Source organism: Marinomonas sp. FW-1 (genome assembly GCF_005222245.1).
Lineage (GTDB): Bacteria > Pseudomonadota > Gammaproteobacteria > Pseudomonadales > Marinomonadaceae > Marinomonas > Marinomonas alcarazii.
Genome location: NZ_CP025987.1, coordinates 1,068,337 through 1,089,141, shown reverse-complemented (window position 1 = coordinate 1,089,141; position 20,805 = coordinate 1,068,337). Strand labels below are relative to the sequence as shown.

Here is a 20,805-nt window from a genome sequence, read left to right as displayed (position 1 = left end):
AGTCCTTAATATAAATAAGTCGTATACGCAGTCATATTACGCTATGAAGAAGGACTCTGTGTGGGCAAATCATGGACAAACTGAGCAATAAACTCTTCTGGAGGAACAGGGTGACCAAAATAATACCCTTGATAATAGAAGCAACCCATTTCATGTAATCGATCAAAATGCACTAAGGTCTCCACCCCTTCTGCCAACACATTAATATTGAGCGCTTTCGCCATTGCAATCACCGCAAGCACAATTGCTTCATCACTTTTATCAGTCAATAAATCTCTGATAAAGGATTGGTCTATTTTTAGACGGTCGATAGGCAAAGATTTTAGGTATTTTAAAGAAGAGTAACCTGTACCAAAATCATCAATAGAAAGATGAACCCCCAAGTGCTTTATAGCGTGCATTTTTTCTAAAGAAGAGTTGAGGTCATTAAAGAGCATATTTTCGGTAATTTCCAAATCAACACAACTTGAAGGTACTTCATGCTTTTCTAACTGCTCTTTCAGCATAGGTAAAAAGCCTGCCTGTTGAAACTGAATTGGGCTAACGTTTATAGACATCCGCCAAGATGGATCCCATTTCCCCTCTTTTAACCAAGTTGCCACTTGGGACAAAGACTCATCTAAAACCCACTGACCAATTTCAACAATCAAACCAATTTCTTCAGCAATAGGTATAAACACCGCAGGAGAAATAAACCCATTGTGCTCATCTTTCCATCTGATCAGCGCTTCCGCCCCAATTAACTGGTTCTTGTCATTCGTCTGGGGTTGGTAATACAGTTCAAACAACTTAGCTTCGGTAGCGTGATGAAGGGCTTTTTCCATTTCAAGACGCATATCAGATATGGCCTGCATTTCTGTTCTATAAAGAGCAAAAGTGTTTCTCCCTGATTCCTTGGCGCGATATAACGCTGTATCAGCCTGCTTAAAAATTGCCTCGGCTGATGTTTCATCACCATTAAAGATTGTCGCGCCTAAACTTGCCGTTATATGAACTTCATGATGACCTGCTTTCTTAACCTGCTGGCATGCGTAAATCACCCTTCTAATAAAAGTCTCTATTACTTTTTCTACCCGTCTCTTATCATCACCAAGGTGCGACAATAAAAAAGCGAACTCATCCCCGCCCATGCGGGCAAATACAATATTATCTTTAACGACAGATTCGAGTTGCGACGCCACGGAACAAAGTAATTGATCACCGACATTGTGACCCAAGGAATCATTAATGATTTTGAACCTATCAAGATCCATAAAAACAACCGCTGCATGACTGCTTGTTTTTGTCGCTCGCAAGTTCTTCAACACATCCAGAAGCTTATCTGATAAATATTGACGATTTGGCAAGTCGGTTACCGAATCATAATACGCTAAGCGATGAATATGAGCCTCAGCTTCCTTTCGTTCAGAGACATCACGTACCAAGAGTATTGTTTCGACTCGACTTTGAATTCGGTATTTCGCCAAGCGTATCTCCACCGGCAATTCAACACCTTGAATTTGATATACAGCCTCTACCGTTTGAGGGGAGCCAAGGTTTAAATTCATTAGAACTTCAAGAAAGTCTGGCCATGACGAGGAGGTATGCAAAGCCTTCAGCGGACTTGATTTAAGCTCATCTTCACTCATTTTCAGCATATTTTCTGCTGTTGAATTGACCAGAGTAATCTTATTTCTCTCGTCTAATAACAAAATACCGTCAGCAGCGTGTTCAATCGTCGCCTTACTATGACTATCGCTACGCTCTAAATCGCTCAAGGCCTTATGGAGCTTTTTCCATAGGTGTGCAAAAGTAGTATATAAATTACCTAACTCATCCGACTTATGATATCGATGAAAGGATTTTGGCAGAGGAATGTCTTCATTGTAGCCAGCACTTGATAAAGACTCTGTTAAGCGCATTAGTGGATAAGTAACCAAAAAATAAAACACTAAGGAAAGCAGGCAGGCTAATAACACATCTTTAAATAAGTTATAGATTAAAATAGAAACTTGTTCTTTGAAAATCGCATCCAATAAATAACGCTTTTCTGGCCAGAGATATAAGTTCCCCGCATAAAAAGCAGGCCTTTCTAAGTGTAACTCTCGCTCATAAGTTTCTAAATCAACCAAAAAGTAGTTAGTAAAAAACTCTGGCAAGTAAAAATCGCGCTTGGCGGCTGTGGCTTCAACAAAAAGACGTCCAGACTCGTCTCTGACTTCCAAATGGGAAATACTAGGGCTAACAAGTAAACCATTCACCTGTTGTTGTGCAAACGCAACGTCTAAACGAAAAACCGCTTCAGACAAGGGTTTTTCGACAACGGCAAGTAATTCTTCGAAGTGTTGATTTATTTGGGCCTTTTGTTCACTAATTCCATCAAAAAATTGAAAGCCACTGCTAACCAAACTTAGAACAATAGCGAGTACTAACGTTAAAAACGTTTGCTTAACGAATAAAGATTTTGAAAAAACAACACCCATTCTGACTCGCTTATATTCTTTGGTGTTTATCCTACGCTACCGCACCTAACAACTGATTCTTAACTTGCTCTTTTATAAGATTGACATGTTATGAGCAATGACACAAGAATCTATAAAAAACTCTTATAGGAGCTATGACTTAAATCATAATTTGCTCATTTTATCCCCCCTAAAAAAGGCATAAAAAAAGCCAGCATATTAACTATACTGGCTTTAAAGTGCTAAAAACTATTTGCAACACAAGATCTTAGCCGAGCACGGCACCGTCTTCGCGCGATATAGCAATGACACTAGAACGAGGAACTGAAAGTCCTCCATCAGGCCAATGTGAATTCCCACCTTCACCCGGATGCTGAATACTAATAAACATAGTGGTCTTAGCCGCGTTCCAAGCCAAGCCAGTAATCTCAGATTCTTTTGGACCCACTAGGAATCGACGAATTTCGCCAGTCTCAGGATCCCCAACCAACATCTGGTTATTACCTTGTCCTTTGAAACCATTTTCGTTTGAGTAATTGCCGTCTGTTTGAATCCACAATAAGCCTTTAGAATCAAACTTCAGACCATCTGGCGAGTTAAACATATTGTCTTGATTAATGTTTTGAGAACCCGCATTCGCATCGTCATAAACCGCTGGGTTACCAGCTAATACAAACAAATCCCACTTAAATTCCTTGTGAGTATGATCTGCGTCCATTGGCATCCAACGCACGATTTGACCAAAGTTGTTTTTAACTCGCGGGTTTGGACCACCAGCTGGCGTAGCATCTCCACCTGCATTTGGCTTAACTCCACGGTTTTTGTTGTTCGTCAATGAGCAATACACTTCTGTTTTATGCGGGTGAGACGCCACCCACTCTGGACGGTCCATCGTAGTCGCTCCCACTTTAGAAGCCGCCATACGGGTATGAATGGCAATTTCAGCCTCCGTCATTCCCGTTGTCTTAGGCGTTAACGCTAACCACTCGCCGCGGTTATTATCATGGAATTTGGCAACGTAAAGAGTCCCTTCTTCCAGTAGGTCGCGATTATTACCACCAGCCAAGTATTTATGCTTGGAGATAAAACGATACAGAAATTCGCCACGCTCATCATCGCCAAGATAAACAACAACGTGACCGTTCGCAGCAATAGTTAATTCGGCATTTTCATGTTTAAAGCGACCTAAAGCAGTACGTTTTTTCGGGCGAGAAGTCGGATCTAATGGATCGATTTCAACAATGTAACCGAAACGATTTGGCTCATTAGGCTCTTTGACAAGATCAAAGCGATCGTCCGCCATCGCCCAGTTATAACGACCTTCCGTACTCACGCCGTAACGCTTAAACGCTTCGGGCATTTTGTAGTTCTTGTCACTTGCACTGAAGTAACCATTAAAGTTCTCTTCGCACGTCAAATAGGTACCCCAAGGCGTTTGTCCATTACCACAGTTATTCCAAGTTCCTTTGGCAACCAGCCCTTTAGGATCTTCTGAGGTTTGTAGCCATTTATGACCACGAGCAGGTCCTGTAATGTCCATTTCCGTATCCGCCGTGATTCGACGATTGTAAGGAGAATCCTGAACAATCCCCCATTTTCCGCCGCGCTCTGCTACTTCAATAATAGACACGCCGTGAGCCGCTTTGTTTTTACGCACATCATCAGCATTAGCAGGCATGCCATCAGCACGATTAGCATGAAGCGTTTTTTCATTAGTGTATTCGTTGTTGATGGCCATAATTTGTTTGCCATCTTTAGAAAAGAACGCCATGCCATCATTATGATCGCCAAAGGCCAATTCTTGTGAAGCGCCAGTACCACCTGTAGCGGCGTTAAAAGCAGGAGCATTACTGAATAAAGGATCACCCCAAGAGGCCAAAACCTCCCATTTATAACCTTCAGGGACAGTCACAGTATCTAACGTATTAGCTGCCACCTTGGTAAATGCAAGGCGTGATTCTGTGCTTCCTGCGGCAAGTGCTTTACTTGCTGCTAATGTTGTTGAGCCCATGACGAAAGCTCCGGCACCGACTGCTGCACCACCACTTAAAAAGCCACGACGTGACACCATTTTATGCGCAACTTCTTCAAATTCGACCACTTCAGGAGCGGGACGCACCAATTCATCTAACTCATCAAATCCTAGCTTTCTATCGTTTTTAATGCTCATAACACTGCCCTATTAATGATTAAAAATAGCCATTGGCGAGATTGATACCTAGGCATACTCTTTTTTGGTATTGCTCATGTCACTCTTCCTCTGGCAAGGAAACTGAAAAGTAACTTACCGAGAAAAGATGACATGAAAATGACAGTGTTGAGAAATTATGATTTATAGGCAGGATTACATAGGAAAGGATGGTTATCACTCAACCCGTAGAAAAAATATACGCTTTAAAAAATAGTATGGATAAGCCTAAAGCCAGCAGTCGCATTTATACAATAGATCAATGTTGCTTGTGGTTGTTTTCAGCCATTATTTCGGAGTACAAATTCGACTTTCCGTGTCGAACTTCTAAGCCTTCTCGTATAGACTTTTTTAACCCCTTAACCACCAAACTGTAGGAGTGATCGATTTGCCTTTGAATTTCGCCCATAGGCAATTCACCAGACAGAACAATCGAATTCCAATGTCGTTTATTCATGTGATAAGCAGGAATGACATCAGTAAAAATATCACGCAACTCAATAGCATGATCTGGAAGGCATTTCAGGTTTAAGAGTGGCGCACCCTGTTTCTTTATTAACAATGCAAACATCTTTCCCTGTACTTTGAACACGGCCGTATAATCATCGAATGGGTAATATTCTTCTGCCTCAGGTTTAGAAAGCAGATATTGTTTAAGTGATGTTGAATCCAAAATAGCGTCCTTATCATGCGTCAAAACAGTCATCAGTATAAAACAAAAAAGCCACTTACTGACATTCAGTAAGTGGCTTTAAACAGAGGTAAAATCTATCTAAGGTTAGCCTTGATGAGCCAAATATTCGTCATAAGTCCCTTGGAAATCAATAACCTTTTGTCCCTTAATTTCAATCACTCGATTTGCCAAAGAGGAGACAAACGCCCTATCGTGACTAACAAAGATCAAGGTGCCATCAAAATCTAACAAGGCGTTGTTTAACGCTTCAATTGCTTCCATATCCATATGGTTAGTCGGCTCATCCATCACTAAAACGTTTAGGTCCATCATCATCAACTTACCAAATAACAAGCGGTTTTTCTCACCACCCGAACAAACGCGTACTTTTTTATTGAAGTCATCTGCCGTAAAGAGCAAGCGCCCCAACATAGCTCTAACTTTAAGATCATCATGTTTCGCAGTACGCCATTTCGACATCCAATCAAATAATGTCAAATCGCAATCGAAGTCTTCGGTGCTGTCTTGTGGACAGTAACCAATTACCGCGTTTTCAGCCCATTTCACTTCACCCTGCTTGGCTTCTAGCTCTTTCATCAAGCAACGTAAGAATGTGGTTTTACCTGCACCGTTTTCACCAATAATCGCTAACCGAGAGCCCGCCTCTAGAATCATATTGCCGCCGGTAAACAGCAATTCATCAAAGCCATGCCCCAAATCTTCTAAGATCAACGCATGACGATGAAGCTTCTTGTCTTGCTTGAAGGTCAAAGAAGGCGTCATACGGCTCGACTGTTTTACTTCCGCCAATTCGATTTTTTCTAACTTTTTCGCCCGTGAGCTGGCTTGCTTTGCCTTAGAAGCATTGGCCGAGAAACGATTAACAAAGGCTTGAAGATCGTCCATTTCTGCACTCTTCTTCGCATTTTCAGTTAATAATTGTTCACGAATCAAAGACGAGGCTTCCATGAAATATTCGTAGTTACCTGGGTAAATACGCAACTCACCAAAGTCGATATCCGCCATGTGAGTACACACAGAGTTTAAAAAGTGACGGTCGTGGGAGATGATAATCATGGTGCATTTACGTTGATTTAACACACCTGCTAACCAGTTAATGGTATGGATATCCAAGTTGTTAGTTGGTTCATCTAGCAACAAAATATCAGGATTAGCAAACAATGCCTGTGCTAGCAAAACACGAAGTTTCCAACCCGGTGCAACTTGACTCATTAAGCCAAAATGAAATTCTTCTGCGATGCCCGCTTCCAATAAAATGTCGCCTGCGCGACTTTCTGCACTGTAACCATCCATTTCAGCAAATTCAGCTTCTAGCTCACCAGCACGCATGCCGTCTTCTTCGCTCATTTCTGGTTTAGCATAAATCGCATCTCGCTCTTGCTTAACCTTCCATAGCGCCACATCGCCCATAATAACCGCATCGACAACCGTGTATTCTTCAAAAGCAAACTGATCCTGACTTAAGGTACCGACTTTTTCACCAGGCGTGATAGACACGTTACCAGACGTTGGCGTCAGCGCCCCACTGAGGATTTTCATGAAAGTAGACTTGCCACATCCATTCGCGCCTATTAAGCCATAGCGATTACCGTTACCGAATTTTGCAGAGATGTTTTCGAACAATGGCGTTGCGCCAAATTGCATGGTGATATTAGCCGTGGAGATCAAAGGATAAAGCCCTAAACAAAAAGAAAAGAAAAACGTTTATACAGACCACAAAAGCAGGGTCAGAAGACAAACACAAAGATGGGCGAATATAGAGACTTAAGGCCCCAAAGTCGAGGATTAAGTGCCGTTTTTTTGAACAAGTCGGTCTAATAAAGGCTATTGATTATTTAACGAACCTATAATGCTCATTCTCGGTGCGAAATTACTCTAAAAATCTCACAAGACTGAATTATACATTCGTATTTTCGGGAGGGATGGCTGCTTCAGAAGGCGCTTTATCGTCTTCATCTACTGGCATTTCTGACTCATTCTTAGTTGGCTCATTATTCATGTAAGCCGCAACCTGAGCCACCAAAAAGCTGGCCACATCTCGACTTGCGCCATTAAGTAAGTTTTTTCGGGCCTTTCTTGTAATATCAAGCTGAGTACTTGCCCCTAAGGCAAAGCTAGCCAGTAAGCCTGTTGGACTGGTTGCTGTATCAAGTAAATTATCAGCCGCTTTGTCACGAGACGCCTTTGCACGTTTTTCTAAAATTTGTGTGCGAAAATATAGGCGTTCTCGCTGTTGACGCATTCGCTTTAAACCAAACATATATTACTCATCGTCTGTTGGAATAATGGCATCGAAAGTACGAGTAAAATCCATGCTTTTCAAGGTTTTCTTCACCAAATACAGCAAAACAATAGAACTTAGAAAAGTCACAAATGTTGCCGTTAATAAAATCCCGACCAAAGAAAAACCATAGCTCCATGCGAGAGCTGCAATACTGGCAATAATTAATAACCAAGTAGTGAGCAACAAGAAAATCACGCCACACATTAAGGCAAGGAGCTGGGCACTAGACGTTACCCATAACTTAGCTTCTAACGCTCCTAGCCCTAATACACTCTTCAGCCAACTTTTATGAGTATCAATAACCTCATCAAAATCCGATTTTTCTTGCTGAGATTCAGCCTCAGAGTGCTGCGATGTTTCCATCAATACTATTCCTAATTTTATTTACGCTTACTTAGAAGACTCGCAGCTAAAGCGCCTGCTAGAAACGCAATGCCGATTGTTTTAACTGGGTGTTCTTTAGCGTATTCACCCACTGCCGAGGTAACCTTTTCAGATTGGCTCTTGGCTGTGTCTGCAATTTTGTGTGCTTGTTCACTGATCTGATGAGCAACTTCTTCAATGCGTTCTTGGCTCTGTTCTTTCATTTCTGCAGCACTATCTACACCTTTATGTGCAGCCTCTGCGGCACTGTCTACTTTCTCGTGTGCTTTTGATTGGGTCGTGCTCTTGGTTGTTGTAGCCATTCTTTATTCTCCTTGTAGAATTGAAATTAACTTTTCAACGCCAATGTAGCGACAAAAAACTCAGCTAAACGAATATAGTTTAGCGTGTACATTAGAAAGGCTTCCATATCGTTTCTAGATTATCTAAAGCTAAATATTTACGTAAAAAGTCAAAAGCTTTAAATTAAAAATCAACTTACCTTTCCCTATTCACCTTACGCGCTTAATCTACAATGGTCAAAGAGACACACCACAACACGCACTTTTTCCTTTTTTTATTGTTAATCTTTAAACTATTAAAAACCCGATATAATACCAACAGATTAAACAGATAGCGTTAAGCCAACACCCTCTTTTCAAATCGTTTGATAACAAAAAAGGGCAAAAGACATACAGCCAAACAGTATGCTTTTTGCCCTTTTAGAATAGATTCATATAGACTCCTATTCGCAGATAGCTTGTCAAATTTTAAACTGGAGCACGTTATTGTTTAACATCTACCCAAGCGTCCCAACCTTTCCAATCATCCATATCCGAATAGCCTCCTGTATCAATATCAACAGGCTCTTTAGCACGTCGACTAAATACTGATACATTCATTAGTTTTTTAATTAAGCGAGACATTTCTGCTTCCTCATCTTTCATGATTTTGGAAACATCATCCTAGCATTGAAAAACTAAAGTAACCGTCAGCAACACCTAAAGAAACTCCCTTTCCCCATTGCTCGAACTATTCTTTAGCTTCTTGACGTATGGTGCTTATATGAGCCATAAAAAACCTATTTATGCACTAAAAGCGGCACAATATGGATATTACTTTAGTTTGGTCACTAACAGCTGCTCGACTCTCACACCTTCCAAATCCAATACTTCAAACTTGTAGCCTTCATAGACAAAAAAGTCAGTACGCTTGGGTAGGCGTTTTAAGCTGTAAGTGATAAAGCCACCGAGTGTTTCATATTGCGTACGGTCTGGGAACTCTTCTATATTTAAACTGCGCATCACATCATTAATGGGCGTTAATCCTTCGATCAACCATGAATTCGCATCGCGTTGCACTATTTGCTCTTCATCGTGAGGCGTTAACAAACCGCCCATAAAGCCACCCAATAAGTCCTTCACCGTCACTATCCCAACAATCGTTGCGTATTCATTTACGATGACAGCAAAAGCTTGAGGCGCAACACGAAAAGCATTAAGTGCTTCAGAAAGCGTTAAAGTTTCTGGTAGATAAAACACTTCCTTATCGACTTTTTCTGGCTTAATTTGCGCAGGTTCGCCTTTTAATACCAAGCGTAATATTTCTTTCGATTCAATAATGCCTTCGATTTTATCTAAGCTGCCATTGCAAACCAAAAAGTCATTATGCGGATGGTCAATGATTTTCTGGCTGATTTCTTCACTACTGTCATCTATATCAAAATAGATAATCTGATCTCGTGGCGTCATGGTACTGGCAATATTGCGCGTTTCTAATTCAAACACACTGCCAATTAATTGATATTCTTGACTCTGTAAACTGCCATCTTCAGCGCCCGCATCCATCATGGCAACAATGTCTTCTGTGGTCACCACCTCTTGGCGTTCGATAGGCATATTAAAAAGACGCAGAACCAAATTGGTGAAGCCGTTAAACACGAAAACCACAGGCGTTAAGATAAAGGTCACCCAAAGCATAGGAGTCACCATTCTAACGGCAACCGCTTCCGGCATAATCATGGCCACACGCTTAGGCAAAAGATCAGCAAACAAGATAAAAAGTGACGTCAAACACAAAAAGGAAATGACAAAGCTAACTTGCTCCAATAAAGGCCCAACATAAAGCAAACTTACAAATTGCTTTATGTAAGGTGTTAAGGTCTGTTCACCAACAATACCGCCCAGGATAGCAATGGCATTCAGCGCGATTTGAATCATAGCAAAAAAAGCACCTGGCTTTTGCTGCAAAGTCAGCACAGATTGCGCCTTCACATTGCCTTCATCCGCTAACACTCGAAGTTTTATTTTTCTAGCTGCCGCCACGCCAATCTCAGCCATAGCAAACAAGGCCCCAGCAATTATTAGCAAACCGATACTAAATACATCACTCATTTTTTTCTCTTTATACCGAAAGACAGAACGTCAATAGGCCGCATTATAGAAGGAAGTTGCTACGATACAATGCTTATTTTTTATACTTTCAGAAGGGAGGAATAGTATTCAAAAAAGCACACTCAAGGCGTAATATGAAACAACCAAACAGCGTAAAACACTGTCTTTATTTCATGATCAACAGGATCCAGCATGATTATTACCCTAACGACTCCGGCGATGTTGTTTCCCGCCGTTTCATTATTGCTTTTGGCTTATACGAATCGCTTTGTCACACTAGCATCGATTATTCGTAATTTTGACCCTAAACTCGAAGATGCCAACATTACAGAACAGATTACCAATTTACGTAAACGCATATACTTGATACGACGCATGCAAGAAGCTGGGGTAATTAGCTTTTTCCTATGTGTGTTATCCATGATGGCAATCTACCTTGAGTATCAACAAATAGGCAGTTACATTTTTGGCGCTAGTTTGGTTTGCTTAATGTACTCTCTGTACTTATCCGTGCGCGAAATCACCATCTCATGCGATGCATTAGAGTTGCATCTGCAACATTTCAGCACGAACTTTAAGCAACGTAATCGCAAAAAATAATTACGCTGTTAACGCTGTAATACTTGGACATTAAAACCTTTCAAAGAAGAGGTCTCAGAGTACTTTGAAAAGTACTCTGCAAAGTTTTCATCCATTACTTTTTTGTTCGTCAAGCTAGCATGTCGCAGCAATAAGGTGCCGTTTTTTCGAATAGCTAGACCTTGGTGTGAGACATTCATATTCGTACCAATGTATTGCTTTATATTCCAATTTGGACGAACCATACTGATTACACTTCCAGAAGGAATACGGTCTAAAAGCGCCTGGTTAACATCATTCTCGTTACCAATAAATAGCGCCGTTAATGGCACATATGGAATATAAGCAGGCTCAGTTTTATAAATACGGCCTTCTTCATGCAACTGTTTTAGCAAGTTTAGACACTGGCGAGACGATTCAGGGTCGCATTTTAGTACATCTCCAGTAAGTGCCTGATACCATGCAGACTTATCTATCATTGCCTTCGCAACCCGCGCTTTGCCATCACCAACATCTGGCGTGATGTCCATTAACTTGTCTTGATTGTTGCGAATCCAATCAACACTCGGAAAATGATTACGAGAAACAAAATCCACTTTTGCATCTCGATAGCGAATACGGTGTAAGTTTGACTGGAATTCCTCAGACGTCGACGAAATAGCGCCTGCCAATATGGTTTCAACGTAGGTAGTACAATCAAACACGTCGAAACGACTCAAAGGGTCCTTGTCATACTTGCCCTGATCGCCTTCTCCAACGCTACCACCAAGGTATTCAGCTCCAAGTAAGGTCGCACTTAAAGCGTCAATTTTATCGGCATTGGAGGCTGCGGTAGCAGAAAAATCATCGATCGTTTTATAAAAGACCGCTCTGTTTGCTGAATCCAGCTGATTCATGGCCATCGCAGACGAACACATAAAAGTAATCGACAACGCCGTTAGCGCTTTTCGGATAATGCACTTCATACTCGCTTTAACCCACATGATAAAATTTTTAACCTGATACATAAAAAAACAACCATTGTATAAAAAACAATCATATTATTGTGCTAGTATTTACCTATTAATTGAAATTGAGGCCGCTCATGGAAATCAATAGTTCGTCATTTATTTATGGTCAACAAGGCTTACAACGCAGCCAAGACAAGCTAGATCAAGCAAGCCAAAAAGTGGCAAGTGCCTCATTACCGACACTTGACCCCAAAGCAGCGCAACAGCCTGACCTTTATGGCTCACAGGTCCAAGATGGCCTAATTGAAGCCAAAAGTAGCGTGTTAGAAGCTCAAGCCAATGCAAACGTAATCGAGGCTTCAGATAAAACGATTGGTCGGTTGATAGACATCACAGTTTGAACATTTTTAAAATGATCAACAATGAATTAACACTGTCGAGCAAGCAACGCCATGACCTCATCAGGTGAAGTAAAGCGAACTATTCGGTCTACTTCTTGGCCGTCTTTTAATAAAATAAGCGTTGGCCAAAGCTTTACACCAAATTGGCGACCAAGGCGCTTGCCTTTACCATCAAAAATTTTAATGTGAAACAAGTCTGGCCTTGCCTTCAGAACGCTTTCGACGGCAGTCCTAGACGCTTGGCAATGTCCACACCAAGGTGTGCCGAACTCCAAAACAGCAGATCCATCAAGCGCCTGAAGGTCTTCAAATGCTGGAGCCTCTTCTGAATAATCTGGATTAAATCCCATCACACTGGCTTGCATAACACTCCCTCCTTCAAACACTATTAATCAACCACGTTAAACACTTCGACGCACTCCTCAGAACCCATTTCAAACTCTCTGCAGATCCAAGGGCGGTTTTCATAAATGGTACAAAGATAGGTCTCTCTATCAACGGCAGAACACCAGCCATCGTCTAATCTCAACATGGTTTCTCCACCCCATTCGTCCACTGAAACATGCTTATCAGGCACACCAGTATCACTAATTATCATCACTTCCATTCGGCAGCAACAAGCTTGGCAGTTTGCACACGTAATATCATGTTCAGTAATGTTCTTTAGGTCGATGGTCATAAAAGCAATAAGTTACCTAAAAGAAAGTGTCGAGAGGCAGACAGAGAATCAAAAACAGATCTTTTTGATCATAGAAAGGAAACAGTATACTACCGATCTAGCCTAAAAGCAGACACAGCCACCACACTTCGCAGGCTAGACCAGTAAAAATGATTATTTATACTTTGAATTTAACAACCAATTCATTCAGCTCGACAGCTAAACGCGTTAATTCAGCGGCACTTGAACTTGTTTCATTGGCACCAACTACCGTTTGCGTTGCTAAATCGCTAATCGTAGAAATGTTGCTATCGATTTCTTTCGATACGGTAGATTGCTCTTCCGCAGCACTTGCAATCACGTGATTGCTGTCACTAATAGCAAGAATGCGTGCCGTTATTTTTTCTAGCGCTTGAGATGCTTCAGCAGCAACGGTTTGAGCTTGGTTCGTTTTGTGGCTAGTGTTTTCCATTGACGAAACAGCATCGTTTGCCGAAATCTGGACTTGACGAACCATGGTTTCAATTTCACCTGTCGACTCTTGAGTACGATGAGCAAGGCTTCTTACCTCATCAGCCACAACCGCAAACCCTCGTCCAGCTTCACCCGCTCTTGCCGCTTCAATGGCAGCGTTTAGCGCCAATAAATTCGTTTGCTCTGCTACAGCGCGAATAACATCCAAGATTTGGCTAATCGATGCGACTTGTTCTGCCAATTGATTAATAACGCCAGTGCTGGCTGTCATTTCTTTATTCATATCAAGAATAACAGCGGTCGTTTCGCTTACTCGCGCCTTGCCTTCTTCCGCCAATGATGCCGATTCGACTGAACCTTCAGACGTTTGCTGTGCCGTTTGAGCCACTTCGTCTATTGCCGTACTCATTTGAGTAATCGCAGCAGCGGCTTGCTGGATTTCCTCATTCTGCTGCATGAGAATATTTGACGAGTTTTCTGTGACCGTATTTAGCTCTTCGGCGGCCGACGCAAGTTGCCCGGATGAATCTGCAATATGAACAATCGCTGTTCGTAAGTTCCCTTGCATGGCTTTCAAAGCAGTGGTTAAACGAGTTAATTCATCATCGCCATCAACGTGGATAGTTTGAGTCAAGTCACCGCTAGCAATCACTTCTGCGGAGGCAACAGCGTCCTGCAAAGGTTTATTAATGCTTCGAGAAAGGACCACAGCTATAACTGAAGCCGCTGCAGCTGCAATAACAGCGATAATAATAATGAGAATGAAGCTTTCATTATACATTTCCCGTGAATCTGCACTGGCGATCTCAGCACCTTCCTGGTTTGCTGCCACTATGTTTCTCAACACCACAACCATGTTATCTGCAGAGTCATTCATCTTAGGAACTAACACTGATAGAGCGTCTGTATTTCCTTGTAGTGAGGCAGAAACCACTTCTTTTTGGACGTTAAAATAACTGGCTTGCGACTTTTTAAACTCTTCGAATAAGCGCCGCTCGCTTTCTAAATATATAGTGGCTTCATACTCTGATAGATATTGCTCAACGTCTTTTATAATTTTTTCTAGGTCCGCGACTGTGGCTTTCTTTGCTTCTTGGCTAGTCCCGTTTAACAGCCTTAATGTAAATATCCTCACTCGCATTAAATTACTGTTGACGTCACCCAAGCTTGCAATAGCGGGTACAATATTCGTTTCAATCATCTCTGAATTGGCTCGAATACTTTTCATCGCTGACATACTCACGCCACCGAGGCAAACAAGCAAAAATATAATGACAGTAAACGCCATTAATAATCGAGACCTAATATTGATATTACGTAGCATGTGTACTTCCTTTAGATACTATGTTGTAAATCTGATTAACGCTTATATTTCCCTAACACACTTAATTCCTTTTAAAGCACCAATGCTCAAATTCCAATTGTGGTAGAGGAGGAGAAAAAATATACCCTTGTACAACCCCATAACCCATTGAGGTTAAATGGGATAACTGCTGCTGTGTTTCGACCCCTTCGGCAATAGCTGTTGCACGCATCGTTTTGCAAAGAGATAACACGACCTTGCTAAGTTCCTGAGACATTTCGCTATAACACTCATTGGATAAGCCATCCACAAACACTCTGTCTAATTTCAACTGTGACACGGGAAATTTCAGTAAGCGTTTAAGATTCGAATACCCTGTGCCAAAATCATCTAAAGAAATAGCCACACCCATCGCATGAATTCGTGCAATAGTATTAGCTAAACTGCATGATGTGTTAATGGACTTATTCTCAGTCACTTCTATAACCAAATCCGAAGGCAATAAGCTATTTTCCTCTAGAATAGCTTGTACCTTTTGTTCTAAGTGGGCGTAAGTAAAGGTAAGCGGTGAAAAATTAACGGCAACAGTAGGAATTTTAATGCCCTGCTTTCGCCATAGCGCCAATTGCTGACAAGCACGATTGAGAACCCATAGATCCAAATCTGCAATTAACCCATTTTCTTCTGCCAAAGCAATAAAGTCGTCAGGAGCAACCCTGCCAAACGCTTTGCTTGTCCACCTGGCCAACGCTTCCACGCCATGAAGACTATCATCTAAAATATTTATCTGAGGCTGATAATGTAGGTCGAGCAAATCGCCATTTAAATCTGCCTTTAAAGCCTGAGCTTTTTTAGCAGACGACAATGCAGCAAGCCACTCTGGCTCCACAAAACGTTTTTGAAAAAACAGACTGTAATAGTGCTTCCCTAATAGCCAAAAAGCATTAACCCACATTTTCACTTTATGTGTATTCACTCCATTTTCCATAAATAAAAGCCTAGCCTCCTTCATGACGGACTTTTTAAGCTTACTCAGCTCAAACAGTTGATTTTTGTCATCTAACCGAAACCGATTAAAAGGTAAAATTGACCATGCTTTTAAATTGACACGAGCTAATTCTGCCTCTTTGTTACAAAAACAATCACACCTTTACTGTTCAATACAATAAAGTCACCATTCGCTTCTTGTGCATGATGCTGATCACACTCAATATTTGAACCATCATTTTTCACAAAAAAACCTTCAACTGCATGTCTCGATTCGTACATAACGCAATCAAAATTTTGTCTTTTAGACACAAAATGTTGTCAATATTGCCTATATGGCAAATAGTGTCAAGCAAATTGCCTGTCAGGTTTTGCCATATAGGCAAAATTAGACGGATAATCTTGCCATGAATATTGGCCAAGCTATAAAATTTTTGCGTATTCATCGCAAGATGACTCAGGAACAAGTCGCACTGGAAGCTGACATGGCCACCAGCAATGTCTCACGAATTGAAAAAGGTCAAAGACAACCCTCGCAAAAAGTCTTACAAAAACTGGCTATGGCTTTAGATACCAAACCATCTATCTTATACGCTGCCAGCGAGCATTCTCCTGAAGACATAGTCGACTTTTTAAGACAAGAAGATGATAAAGAAAAGCATGAGGGGAACCCTGCCGATTTTCACTTCACTCATGAAGCGAAAATGGTATTAAGCTTATTTAACGAACTAACACCAAACAACAAATCCTTGTTGCTCGAGCAATTAAAAACATTGCACAAATGGCAAACAAAAACAGGTCAATAGCGCATTCGATTTTTGTCAAAAATCTCGCTAAGCACCATAAAAATAGATTGAAAAATAATGACAAACCGTACCGCCAAGTACGAATAAATGCCAAACCAAATGCCCATAACGCAATCGTGAATCCAGTATAAAGAACACTACGCCAAGGGTGTAAAGCACGCCGCCCAAGACCAACAGAAGCAACCCGGTCGGTGCCATTAAAGTGACAAGTGGCTTAATGGCAATCAGAATCAGCCATCCCAATACGACATAAAGAATGGTTGAAACAGCAGGGTGAGAGACTTTACCAAATGCCTTAAGTCCAACGCCAATCGTTGCAAGCCCCCAAACAGAAACCAGTAATGACCAGCCCCAAGCACCTTCCAACACTCCCAACATAAAAGGTGTATAGGTTCCAGCAATCAATAAATACACTGCTGAGTGATCGATCACTCGAAACACATATTTCAGTTTGCCTTTAGGCATTGCATGATAAAGAGTCGAGGCTAAATACAGTATGATCATCGTTGCTGAAAAAATACTGACCCCAACAACATAGCTCACATCGGCATAGCGCATTGCGCTCAAAATAAGAAACGGAGTACCAACAATGGCAGCAATCAAACCTAGACCATGGCTAATGCTATTCGCTACTTCTTCTCCAATCGATTGATGACGATTAGACGCCAGCTTTTCCATACTTCCCTACCTATCATTAATTTGACTTACACCAGCATGGTACAAGTCGATAAAATTAACAACGAAAGAGAATGAATAAACAATGAAAACCCAACAACAAAAACCTACACACTAACTCTGACAAACCATTGGAGCCTGAAAATCTAGATTCAATAACTGAAAATAATTTTCCCCCAAGGCGATGTTTCGAAAGGCATCATCATCAATATATTGCAGAATTCGGCTAGTCGCTTCTAGTTCAGACTGATACACCTTAAAACTATTATTCCGGAAGGCGACAAAATCAGATCCAGGCAAAATACGATCAGAGTAACGATTCATAAAAGCAACGTATTTGCTCCGATTCCCAAACTTACTAAAATAGTAATCCTCTAGTACACGCCACGAAATATCTATCATCAGATTCGGGTATTGATCCAACAAGCGCGATAAAATGGCAATGTGCGTTGCCGCATCCAAAGAGGTTTGTTCATAAGAAATCCCCATGTGAGCCCAGACAATTTTATTGTCGGGATACAGCGCCAACGCCCTCTCCATTAAGGGCAAATATAAGGTTGGCGTTGCGTTGTTACCGATATCGGAGTGAATCGTTATCGGGTAATCTCTGGCTCTTAACTCGGCCATAAAACCCGCCCACTTAGTGATGTCTTTTGGTGTGGCAGCTTTATGACGATTATTAAACTGAGCTTGCTTAACTAAATTGACCTCCCCCATCCAGTGAAATAAACCAGGATATTCCTTTTCATACAACTCCATTAACGCAACAGTTGGCTCTGGGTTCGATAAATCCGTGAACGTCATCGACAGAGTAAGATGAAGGTCATCGGGCTTGTACTCCACCATGTTTGCCGCATTAACAAAATCGTTTCGCGTGGTCGGTGCCACAGGCGTGCCTGGACATTTCAAATAATTAGAACAAGAAGAATTCGCTGGCAACATTTGCCCAATCCCATAAACATTGGCAAATCGAACCGTAGTACGAGACAAATAGTCATTTACCTCGTTAAAAGGAATCGCCCGTCCATCAAATGGTCGGTAATGTAAATGCGTATCGACAACTGGAGTGTAAGGCTCCACCTCACGATCATAACAAGCAGAATCCCCTTTGAAGGAATCTAACGAACGATAGGCTGGCGTGTTATCTGACGAGGCACAGCCACCAATCAATAAAGGAGCTAGAATAGCCCAAGGCAAATAACGACGCATAAACAAGATTCCCTATAAAGCCAACTGAGGTATAAAGTAAAAGGCAGCAATAAACATCAAGCAAAATACCATAAACATCAGCCCTATAACAAAAGCCACCACCACAAAATGGCAATAAAAAGCCTCAACTATTTGACCTAGGACTTATCTCTAAGGTTTATACTCTCAATAATATGTAGGAGAGAAAATATGTACCGAATCGGAGAGTTAGCGAAAGCCTGTGACATCAATAATGACACATTACGCTTCTATGAAAAAAATGGATTATTAAGCCCTTCAAGCCGATCAGAGTCCGGCTACCGGCTGTATACAGAAAAAGACAAAGAAACCTTAGAGTTTATATTACGTGCGAAAGGTGTTGGCTTCACTCTTGCCGAAATTCGTGAGCTACTTTCTATTGAAATAAACAAAGCTGACAACGCCTGCGCTGATGTAAAAGTGCTTGTCGACACAAAACTCTCAGATGTTGAAAGGAAACTTGCGGAACTCACTCGCTTTCAAACCTCACTCAAACGCTTATCCGATGCCTGCTGTGGTGGAGAAGAAAGCGCCGAGCATTGCACCATACTCGAAGCGCTAGAATCAGACACAAACGATGTTCGCCATGAACATCATGGTGAATAAGGCAAAGTAACCAAACGCGACCTAATCAAAACAATTAATTAGCAAGCCTTATTCACAACAACCCTATTTCTCCCTTGCTCTTTAGCATCATAGAGCGCGGCATCAGCACGGTTAAGCACCTGTTCGTAGAGTGAATCATCTTCTTTGTAAATAGCCACACCAAAGCTTGCTGTAACAAATAGGCCATCGCTCATATCTTCTTTTTCAAGCGCAGCCCGAAGAGACTCAGCAATAACTCTAGCCTCCTCGACACTGAATTTTGGCAATAAAACCGTAAACTCTTCACCACCAAATCGAGCAACCATCCCCTTATTTCCAACGATACTAGCAAACAGGACAGCCATATTTTTTAACACAGTATCGCCAACCGTATGACCATATACATCGTTTACCTTTTTAAAATAATCGACATCGGCCATGATCACAGCGAACGTCTGCTGTGTTTGCTTCGCCGCGTTATATTCACCAAGCAGGGCTTCATCTAACGCTAAACGATTATAACTGTGGGTTAATGGATCTTTCCGAATTATCACCTCTAGAGACCGATTACTGGCTTCTAACTCGGCCGTTCGAGTGCGTACTTTTGTCTCGAGTGTGACATTCATTTGCATTAATGACTGCTCTCGCACCAACAAAGAAGACATCATTTTTTCCAATGAACAGCTCAGACTGGCAACCTCGCTCAACTTACTGTCATCTTGGAAAGTCGCGTTACGGTTGCCTTGCTCAATACTTTGAGCAGTAAGCGCTAGCCTTTCTAGTGGACGACTTAAAGTGCTCGCAAATCGGTATGCCAAAAACATACAAAACAAGGTGGCAAGCCCACCAAACAACAGCAATAGTTTATGCACCTCATTAACGGTTGCCATCGCAATAGACAAAGGCTGACGTACGACAATTTGCCAACCTAGATTTGTAGATTTGAGAGGTGTCACTGACACTAAACTGGTCAGATATTTTTGACCATCTTGCCAAGTCACTGATTTGAATTGGCTATTACCAGGCAGCCCCTCAGGCACTTTGATATCATTCAGAGAATTGTCGGGATATAAAATATTATGATCTTTATCGATAATAAAAATATCGATTGCTCTTCTTTTAGACGCTTCAGTCAGGGAAGACTCCAGAACCTCTTTTACCCACACCCAATCAGCATGTGTTACAACTACCCCTTTTAACTCTCCGTTTTCCCCTATGACAGGGGCCGAAAAATCAACAAAACGAATTGGTGTACCGTCTTTCGGCTTAGGCAGTAAGTTTTCAAGCAGTAACGCCTTATGTACATCACTAACAAAAGGACCTTTACTACCATGAATAAACCAAGGTCGTTGGCTAACATCTGCCCCTGCAAGCATGCCATCACCGGACGCGAGCACGACTCCGTTCGCGTCGGCAAAACCAATCCAAGCGTAATTTTTATAAGAGCTTTTAATTTGATCTATCGCCTCTTGTAGCTCATTTAAATTTTGGCTTTTAAATAAGGAAGATCGCTGACTGAGTAAAAAAATTTCGCGTTCGCGCTCAAGCAAATTTGCGGTTAGCATATTTGAAACAGATTGACTAAGACTGACTAACGACTCGCCACTTGCCTGCGAAAGACGAGTTGAAGTCAGCTGGTAAAAAGAAGCAATGAGTACCAAGCTCAAAGAAAGAAGCAAACCACCTGACAATAAAGTAATTCGCTTCCGAAAAGTATCAAAGCCTCTCAACATGATCTGTAAACCTGATTAAAATTAAAAGTTAACTGCGTATTTTGCATCATAGCATGCCTTGACT

The 20,805-nt window shown here is 41.5% G+C and carries 21 protein-coding genes; 4 read left to right on the top strand and 17 right to left on the bottom strand.

Translation table 11 applies throughout. The features are described from left to right. Positions 1-41: 41 nt before the first annotated feature. The 9 genes from C1X04_RS05080 to C1X04_RS05045 all read right to left on the bottom strand — a co-directional run bounded on the left by C1X04_RS05080 (position 42) and on the right by C1X04_RS05045 (position 10,363). Positions 42-2,462 (bottom strand): EAL domain-containing protein, encoded by a 2,421-nt coding sequence (locus C1X04_RS05080; RefSeq protein ID WP_137169329.1) that lies wholly within the window; start codon positions 2,460-2,462, stop codon positions 42-44. 247 nt (positions 2,463-2,709) lie between these two features. Continuing rightward, a complete protein-coding gene (locus tag C1X04_RS05075) occupies positions 2,710-4,611 on the bottom strand; it encodes a PhoX family phosphatase (RefSeq protein ID WP_137169328.1) in 1,902 nt (633 codons plus the stop codon). A gap of 277 nt (positions 4,612-4,888) precedes the next feature. Then, positions 4,889-5,302, bottom strand: coding sequence for an MmcQ/YjbR family DNA-binding protein (locus C1X04_RS05070; protein WP_254682333.1), 414 nt, complete (start codon positions 5,300-5,302; stop codon positions 4,889-4,891). 105 nt (positions 5,303-5,407) lie between these two features. After that, positions 5,408-6,991: an ABC-F family ATPase gene (locus C1X04_RS05065; protein ID WP_137169326.1), complete on the bottom strand. Its 1,584-nt coding sequence runs from the start codon at positions 6,989-6,991 to the stop codon at positions 5,408-5,410. A gap of 229 nt (positions 6,992-7,220) precedes the next feature. Beyond that, positions 7,221-7,583 carry a hypothetical protein gene (locus C1X04_RS05060; RefSeq protein ID WP_137169325.1) on the bottom strand — a complete coding sequence of 121 codons (363 nt, stop codon included), beginning with the start codon at positions 7,581-7,583 and terminating at the stop codon, positions 7,221-7,223. A gap of 3 nt (positions 7,584-7,586) precedes the next feature. Next, positions 7,587-7,970 (bottom strand): hypothetical protein, encoded by a 384-nt coding sequence (locus C1X04_RS05055; protein ID WP_137169324.1) that lies wholly within the window; start codon positions 7,968-7,970, stop codon positions 7,587-7,589. A gap of 17 nt (positions 7,971-7,987) precedes the next feature. Further along, positions 7,988-8,293: a DUF883 family protein gene (locus C1X04_RS05050; protein ID WP_110571488.1), complete on the bottom strand. Its 306-nt coding sequence runs from the start codon at positions 8,291-8,293 to the stop codon at positions 7,988-7,990. A 462-nt stretch (positions 8,294-8,755) separates the two neighbouring features. Next, entirely contained in the window at positions 8,756-8,896 is a 141-nt protein-coding gene (locus C1X04_RS18410) for a hypothetical protein (protein ID WP_175404899.1), read from the bottom strand. Between the two features lie 189 nt (positions 8,897-9,085). Further along, positions 9,086-10,363: a hemolysin family protein gene (locus tag C1X04_RS05045; RefSeq protein WP_137169323.1), complete on the bottom strand. Its 1,278-nt coding sequence runs from the start codon at positions 10,361-10,363 to the stop codon at positions 9,086-9,088. Positions 10,364-10,555: 192 nt separating this feature from the next. On the opposite strand from C1X04_RS05045, the gene C1X04_RS05040 reads away from it, so the two are divergent. Then, a complete protein-coding gene (locus C1X04_RS05040) occupies positions 10,556-10,963 on the top strand; it encodes a DUF2721 domain-containing protein (protein WP_137169322.1) in 408 nt (135 codons plus the stop codon). An 8-nt stretch (positions 10,964-10,971) separates the two neighbouring features. Here the strand turns inward: C1X04_RS05040 and C1X04_RS05035 are convergent, their stop codons facing one another. Further along, positions 10,972-11,907 (bottom strand): N-acetylmuramoyl-L-alanine amidase-like domain-containing protein, encoded by a 936-nt coding sequence (locus C1X04_RS05035; protein WP_137169321.1) that lies wholly within the window; start codon positions 11,905-11,907, stop codon positions 10,972-10,974. A 119-nt stretch (positions 11,908-12,026) separates the two neighbouring features. On the opposite strand from C1X04_RS05035, the gene C1X04_RS05030 reads away from it, so the two are divergent. Next, complete coding sequence (locus C1X04_RS05030) at positions 12,027-12,293, top strand: hypothetical protein (RefSeq protein ID WP_137169320.1); 267 nt, start codon at positions 12,027-12,029, stop codon at positions 12,291-12,293. Positions 12,294-12,319: 26 nt separating this feature from the next. Here C1X04_RS05030 and C1X04_RS05025 read toward each other — a convergent pair whose 3' ends face one another. The 4 genes from C1X04_RS05025 to C1X04_RS05010 form a co-directional block, all read right to left on the bottom strand. After that, positions 12,320-12,658, bottom strand: a complete 339-nt coding sequence (locus C1X04_RS05025) for a thioredoxin family protein (RefSeq protein ID WP_137169319.1) — start codon at positions 12,656-12,658, stop codon at positions 12,320-12,322. A gap of 23 nt (positions 12,659-12,681) precedes the next feature. Further along, positions 12,682-12,972: a YkgJ family cysteine cluster protein gene (locus tag C1X04_RS05020; RefSeq protein ID WP_110571483.1), complete on the bottom strand. Its 291-nt coding sequence runs from the start codon at positions 12,970-12,972 to the stop codon at positions 12,682-12,684. Positions 12,973-13,129: 157 nt separating this feature from the next. After that, positions 13,130-14,749, bottom strand: coding sequence for a methyl-accepting chemotaxis protein (locus C1X04_RS05015; RefSeq protein WP_137169318.1), 1,620 nt, complete (start codon positions 14,747-14,749; stop codon positions 13,130-13,132). 61 nt (positions 14,750-14,810) lie between these two features. Then, on the bottom strand, positions 14,811-15,704 hold the full coding sequence (locus C1X04_RS05010) for an EAL domain-containing protein (RefSeq protein ID WP_175404898.1): 894 nt from the start codon (positions 15,702-15,704) through the stop codon (positions 14,811-14,813). Positions 15,705-16,122: 418 nt separating this feature from the next. On the opposite strand from C1X04_RS05010, the gene C1X04_RS05005 reads away from it, so the two are divergent. Next, complete coding sequence (locus tag C1X04_RS05005; RefSeq protein ID WP_110571480.1) at positions 16,123-16,521, top strand: helix-turn-helix domain-containing protein; 399 nt, start codon at positions 16,123-16,125, stop codon at positions 16,519-16,521. 27 nt (positions 16,522-16,548) lie between these two features. Here the strand turns inward: C1X04_RS05005 and C1X04_RS05000 are convergent, their stop codons facing one another. Together C1X04_RS05000 and C1X04_RS04995 are read right to left on the bottom strand one after the other, a co-directional pair. After that, positions 16,549-17,199 carry a hemolysin III family protein gene (locus C1X04_RS05000; protein WP_110571479.1) on the bottom strand — a complete coding sequence of 217 codons (651 nt, stop codon included), beginning with the start codon at positions 17,197-17,199 and terminating at the stop codon, positions 16,549-16,551. Between the two features lie 111 nt (positions 17,200-17,310). Next, positions 17,311-18,405, bottom strand: coding sequence for an amidohydrolase family protein (locus tag C1X04_RS04995; protein ID WP_137169317.1), 1,095 nt, complete (start codon positions 18,403-18,405; stop codon positions 17,311-17,313). Between the two features lie 189 nt (positions 18,406-18,594). Between C1X04_RS04995 and zntR the strand changes: the two genes are divergently transcribed. Next, on the top strand, positions 18,595-19,029 hold the full coding sequence (gene zntR / locus C1X04_RS04990; protein WP_137169316.1) for a Zn(2+)-responsive transcriptional regulator: 435 nt from the start codon (positions 18,595-18,597) through the stop codon (positions 19,027-19,029). A 38-nt stretch (positions 19,030-19,067) separates the two neighbouring features. On the opposite strand, the gene C1X04_RS04985 is transcribed toward zntR, so the two are convergent. Further along, on the bottom strand, positions 19,068-20,741 hold the full coding sequence (locus C1X04_RS04985; protein WP_137169315.1) for a sensor domain-containing diguanylate cyclase: 1,674 nt from the start codon (positions 20,739-20,741) through the stop codon (positions 19,068-19,070). Positions 20,742-20,805 lie beyond the last annotated feature (64 nt).

Bases quoted from the DNA above. Each gene is read 5' to 3' on its own strand.
- C1X04_RS05080 (WP_137169329.1), bottom strand. From the start codon at position 2,462: ATGGGTGTTGTTTTTTCAAAATCTTTATTCGTTAAGCAAACGTTTTTA.
- C1X04_RS05075 (WP_137169328.1), bottom strand. From the start codon at position 4,611: ATGAGCATTAAAAACGATAGAAAGCTAGGATTTGATGAGTTAGATGAA.
- C1X04_RS05060 (WP_137169325.1), bottom strand. From the start codon at position 7,583: ATGTTTGGTTTAAAGCGAATGCGTCAACAGCGAGAACGCCTATATTTT.
- C1X04_RS05055 (WP_137169324.1), bottom strand. From the start codon at position 7,970: ATGGAAACATCGCAGCACTCTGAGGCTGAATCTCAGCAAGAAAAATCG.
- C1X04_RS05050 (WP_110571488.1), bottom strand. From the start codon at position 8,293: ATGGCTACAACAACCAAGAGCACGACCCAATCAAAAGCACACGAGAAA.
- C1X04_RS18410 (WP_175404899.1), bottom strand. From the start codon at position 8,896: ATGTCTCGCTTAATTAAAAAACTAATGAATGTATCAGTATTTAGTCGA.
- C1X04_RS05045 (WP_137169323.1), bottom strand. From the start codon at position 10,363: ATGAGTGATGTATTTAGTATCGGTTTGCTAATAATTGCTGGGGCCTTG.
- C1X04_RS05040 (WP_137169322.1), top strand. From the start codon at position 10,556: ATGATTATTACCCTAACGACTCCGGCGATGTTGTTTCCCGCCGTTTCA.
- C1X04_RS05035 (WP_137169321.1), bottom strand. From the start codon at position 11,907: ATGAAGTGCATTATCCGAAAAGCGCTAACGGCGTTGTCGATTACTTTT.
- C1X04_RS05030 (WP_137169320.1), top strand. From the start codon at position 12,027: ATGGAAATCAATAGTTCGTCATTTATTTATGGTCAACAAGGCTTACAA.
- C1X04_RS05025 (WP_137169319.1), bottom strand. From the start codon at position 12,658: ATGCAAGCCAGTGTGATGGGATTTAATCCAGATTATTCAGAAGAGGCT.
- C1X04_RS05020 (WP_110571483.1), bottom strand. From the start codon at position 12,972: ATGACCATCGACCTAAAGAACATTACTGAACATGATATTACGTGTGCA.
- C1X04_RS05015 (WP_137169318.1), bottom strand. From the start codon at position 14,749: ATGCTACGTAATATCAATATTAGGTCTCGATTATTAATGGCGTTTACT.
- C1X04_RS05005 (WP_110571480.1), top strand. From the start codon at position 16,123: ATGAATATTGGCCAAGCTATAAAATTTTTGCGTATTCATCGCAAGATG.
- C1X04_RS05000 (WP_110571479.1), bottom strand. From the start codon at position 17,199: ATGGAAAAGCTGGCGTCTAATCGTCATCAATCGATTGGAGAAGAAGTA.
- C1X04_RS04995 (WP_137169317.1), bottom strand. From the start codon at position 18,405: ATGCGTCGTTATTTGCCTTGGGCTATTCTAGCTCCTTTATTGATTGGT.
- zntR (WP_137169316.1), top strand. From the start codon at position 18,595: ATGTACCGAATCGGAGAGTTAGCGAAAGCCTGTGACATCAATAATGAC.
- C1X04_RS04985 (WP_137169315.1), bottom strand. From the start codon at position 20,741: ATGTTGAGAGGCTTTGATACTTTTCGGAAGCGAATTACTTTATTGTCA.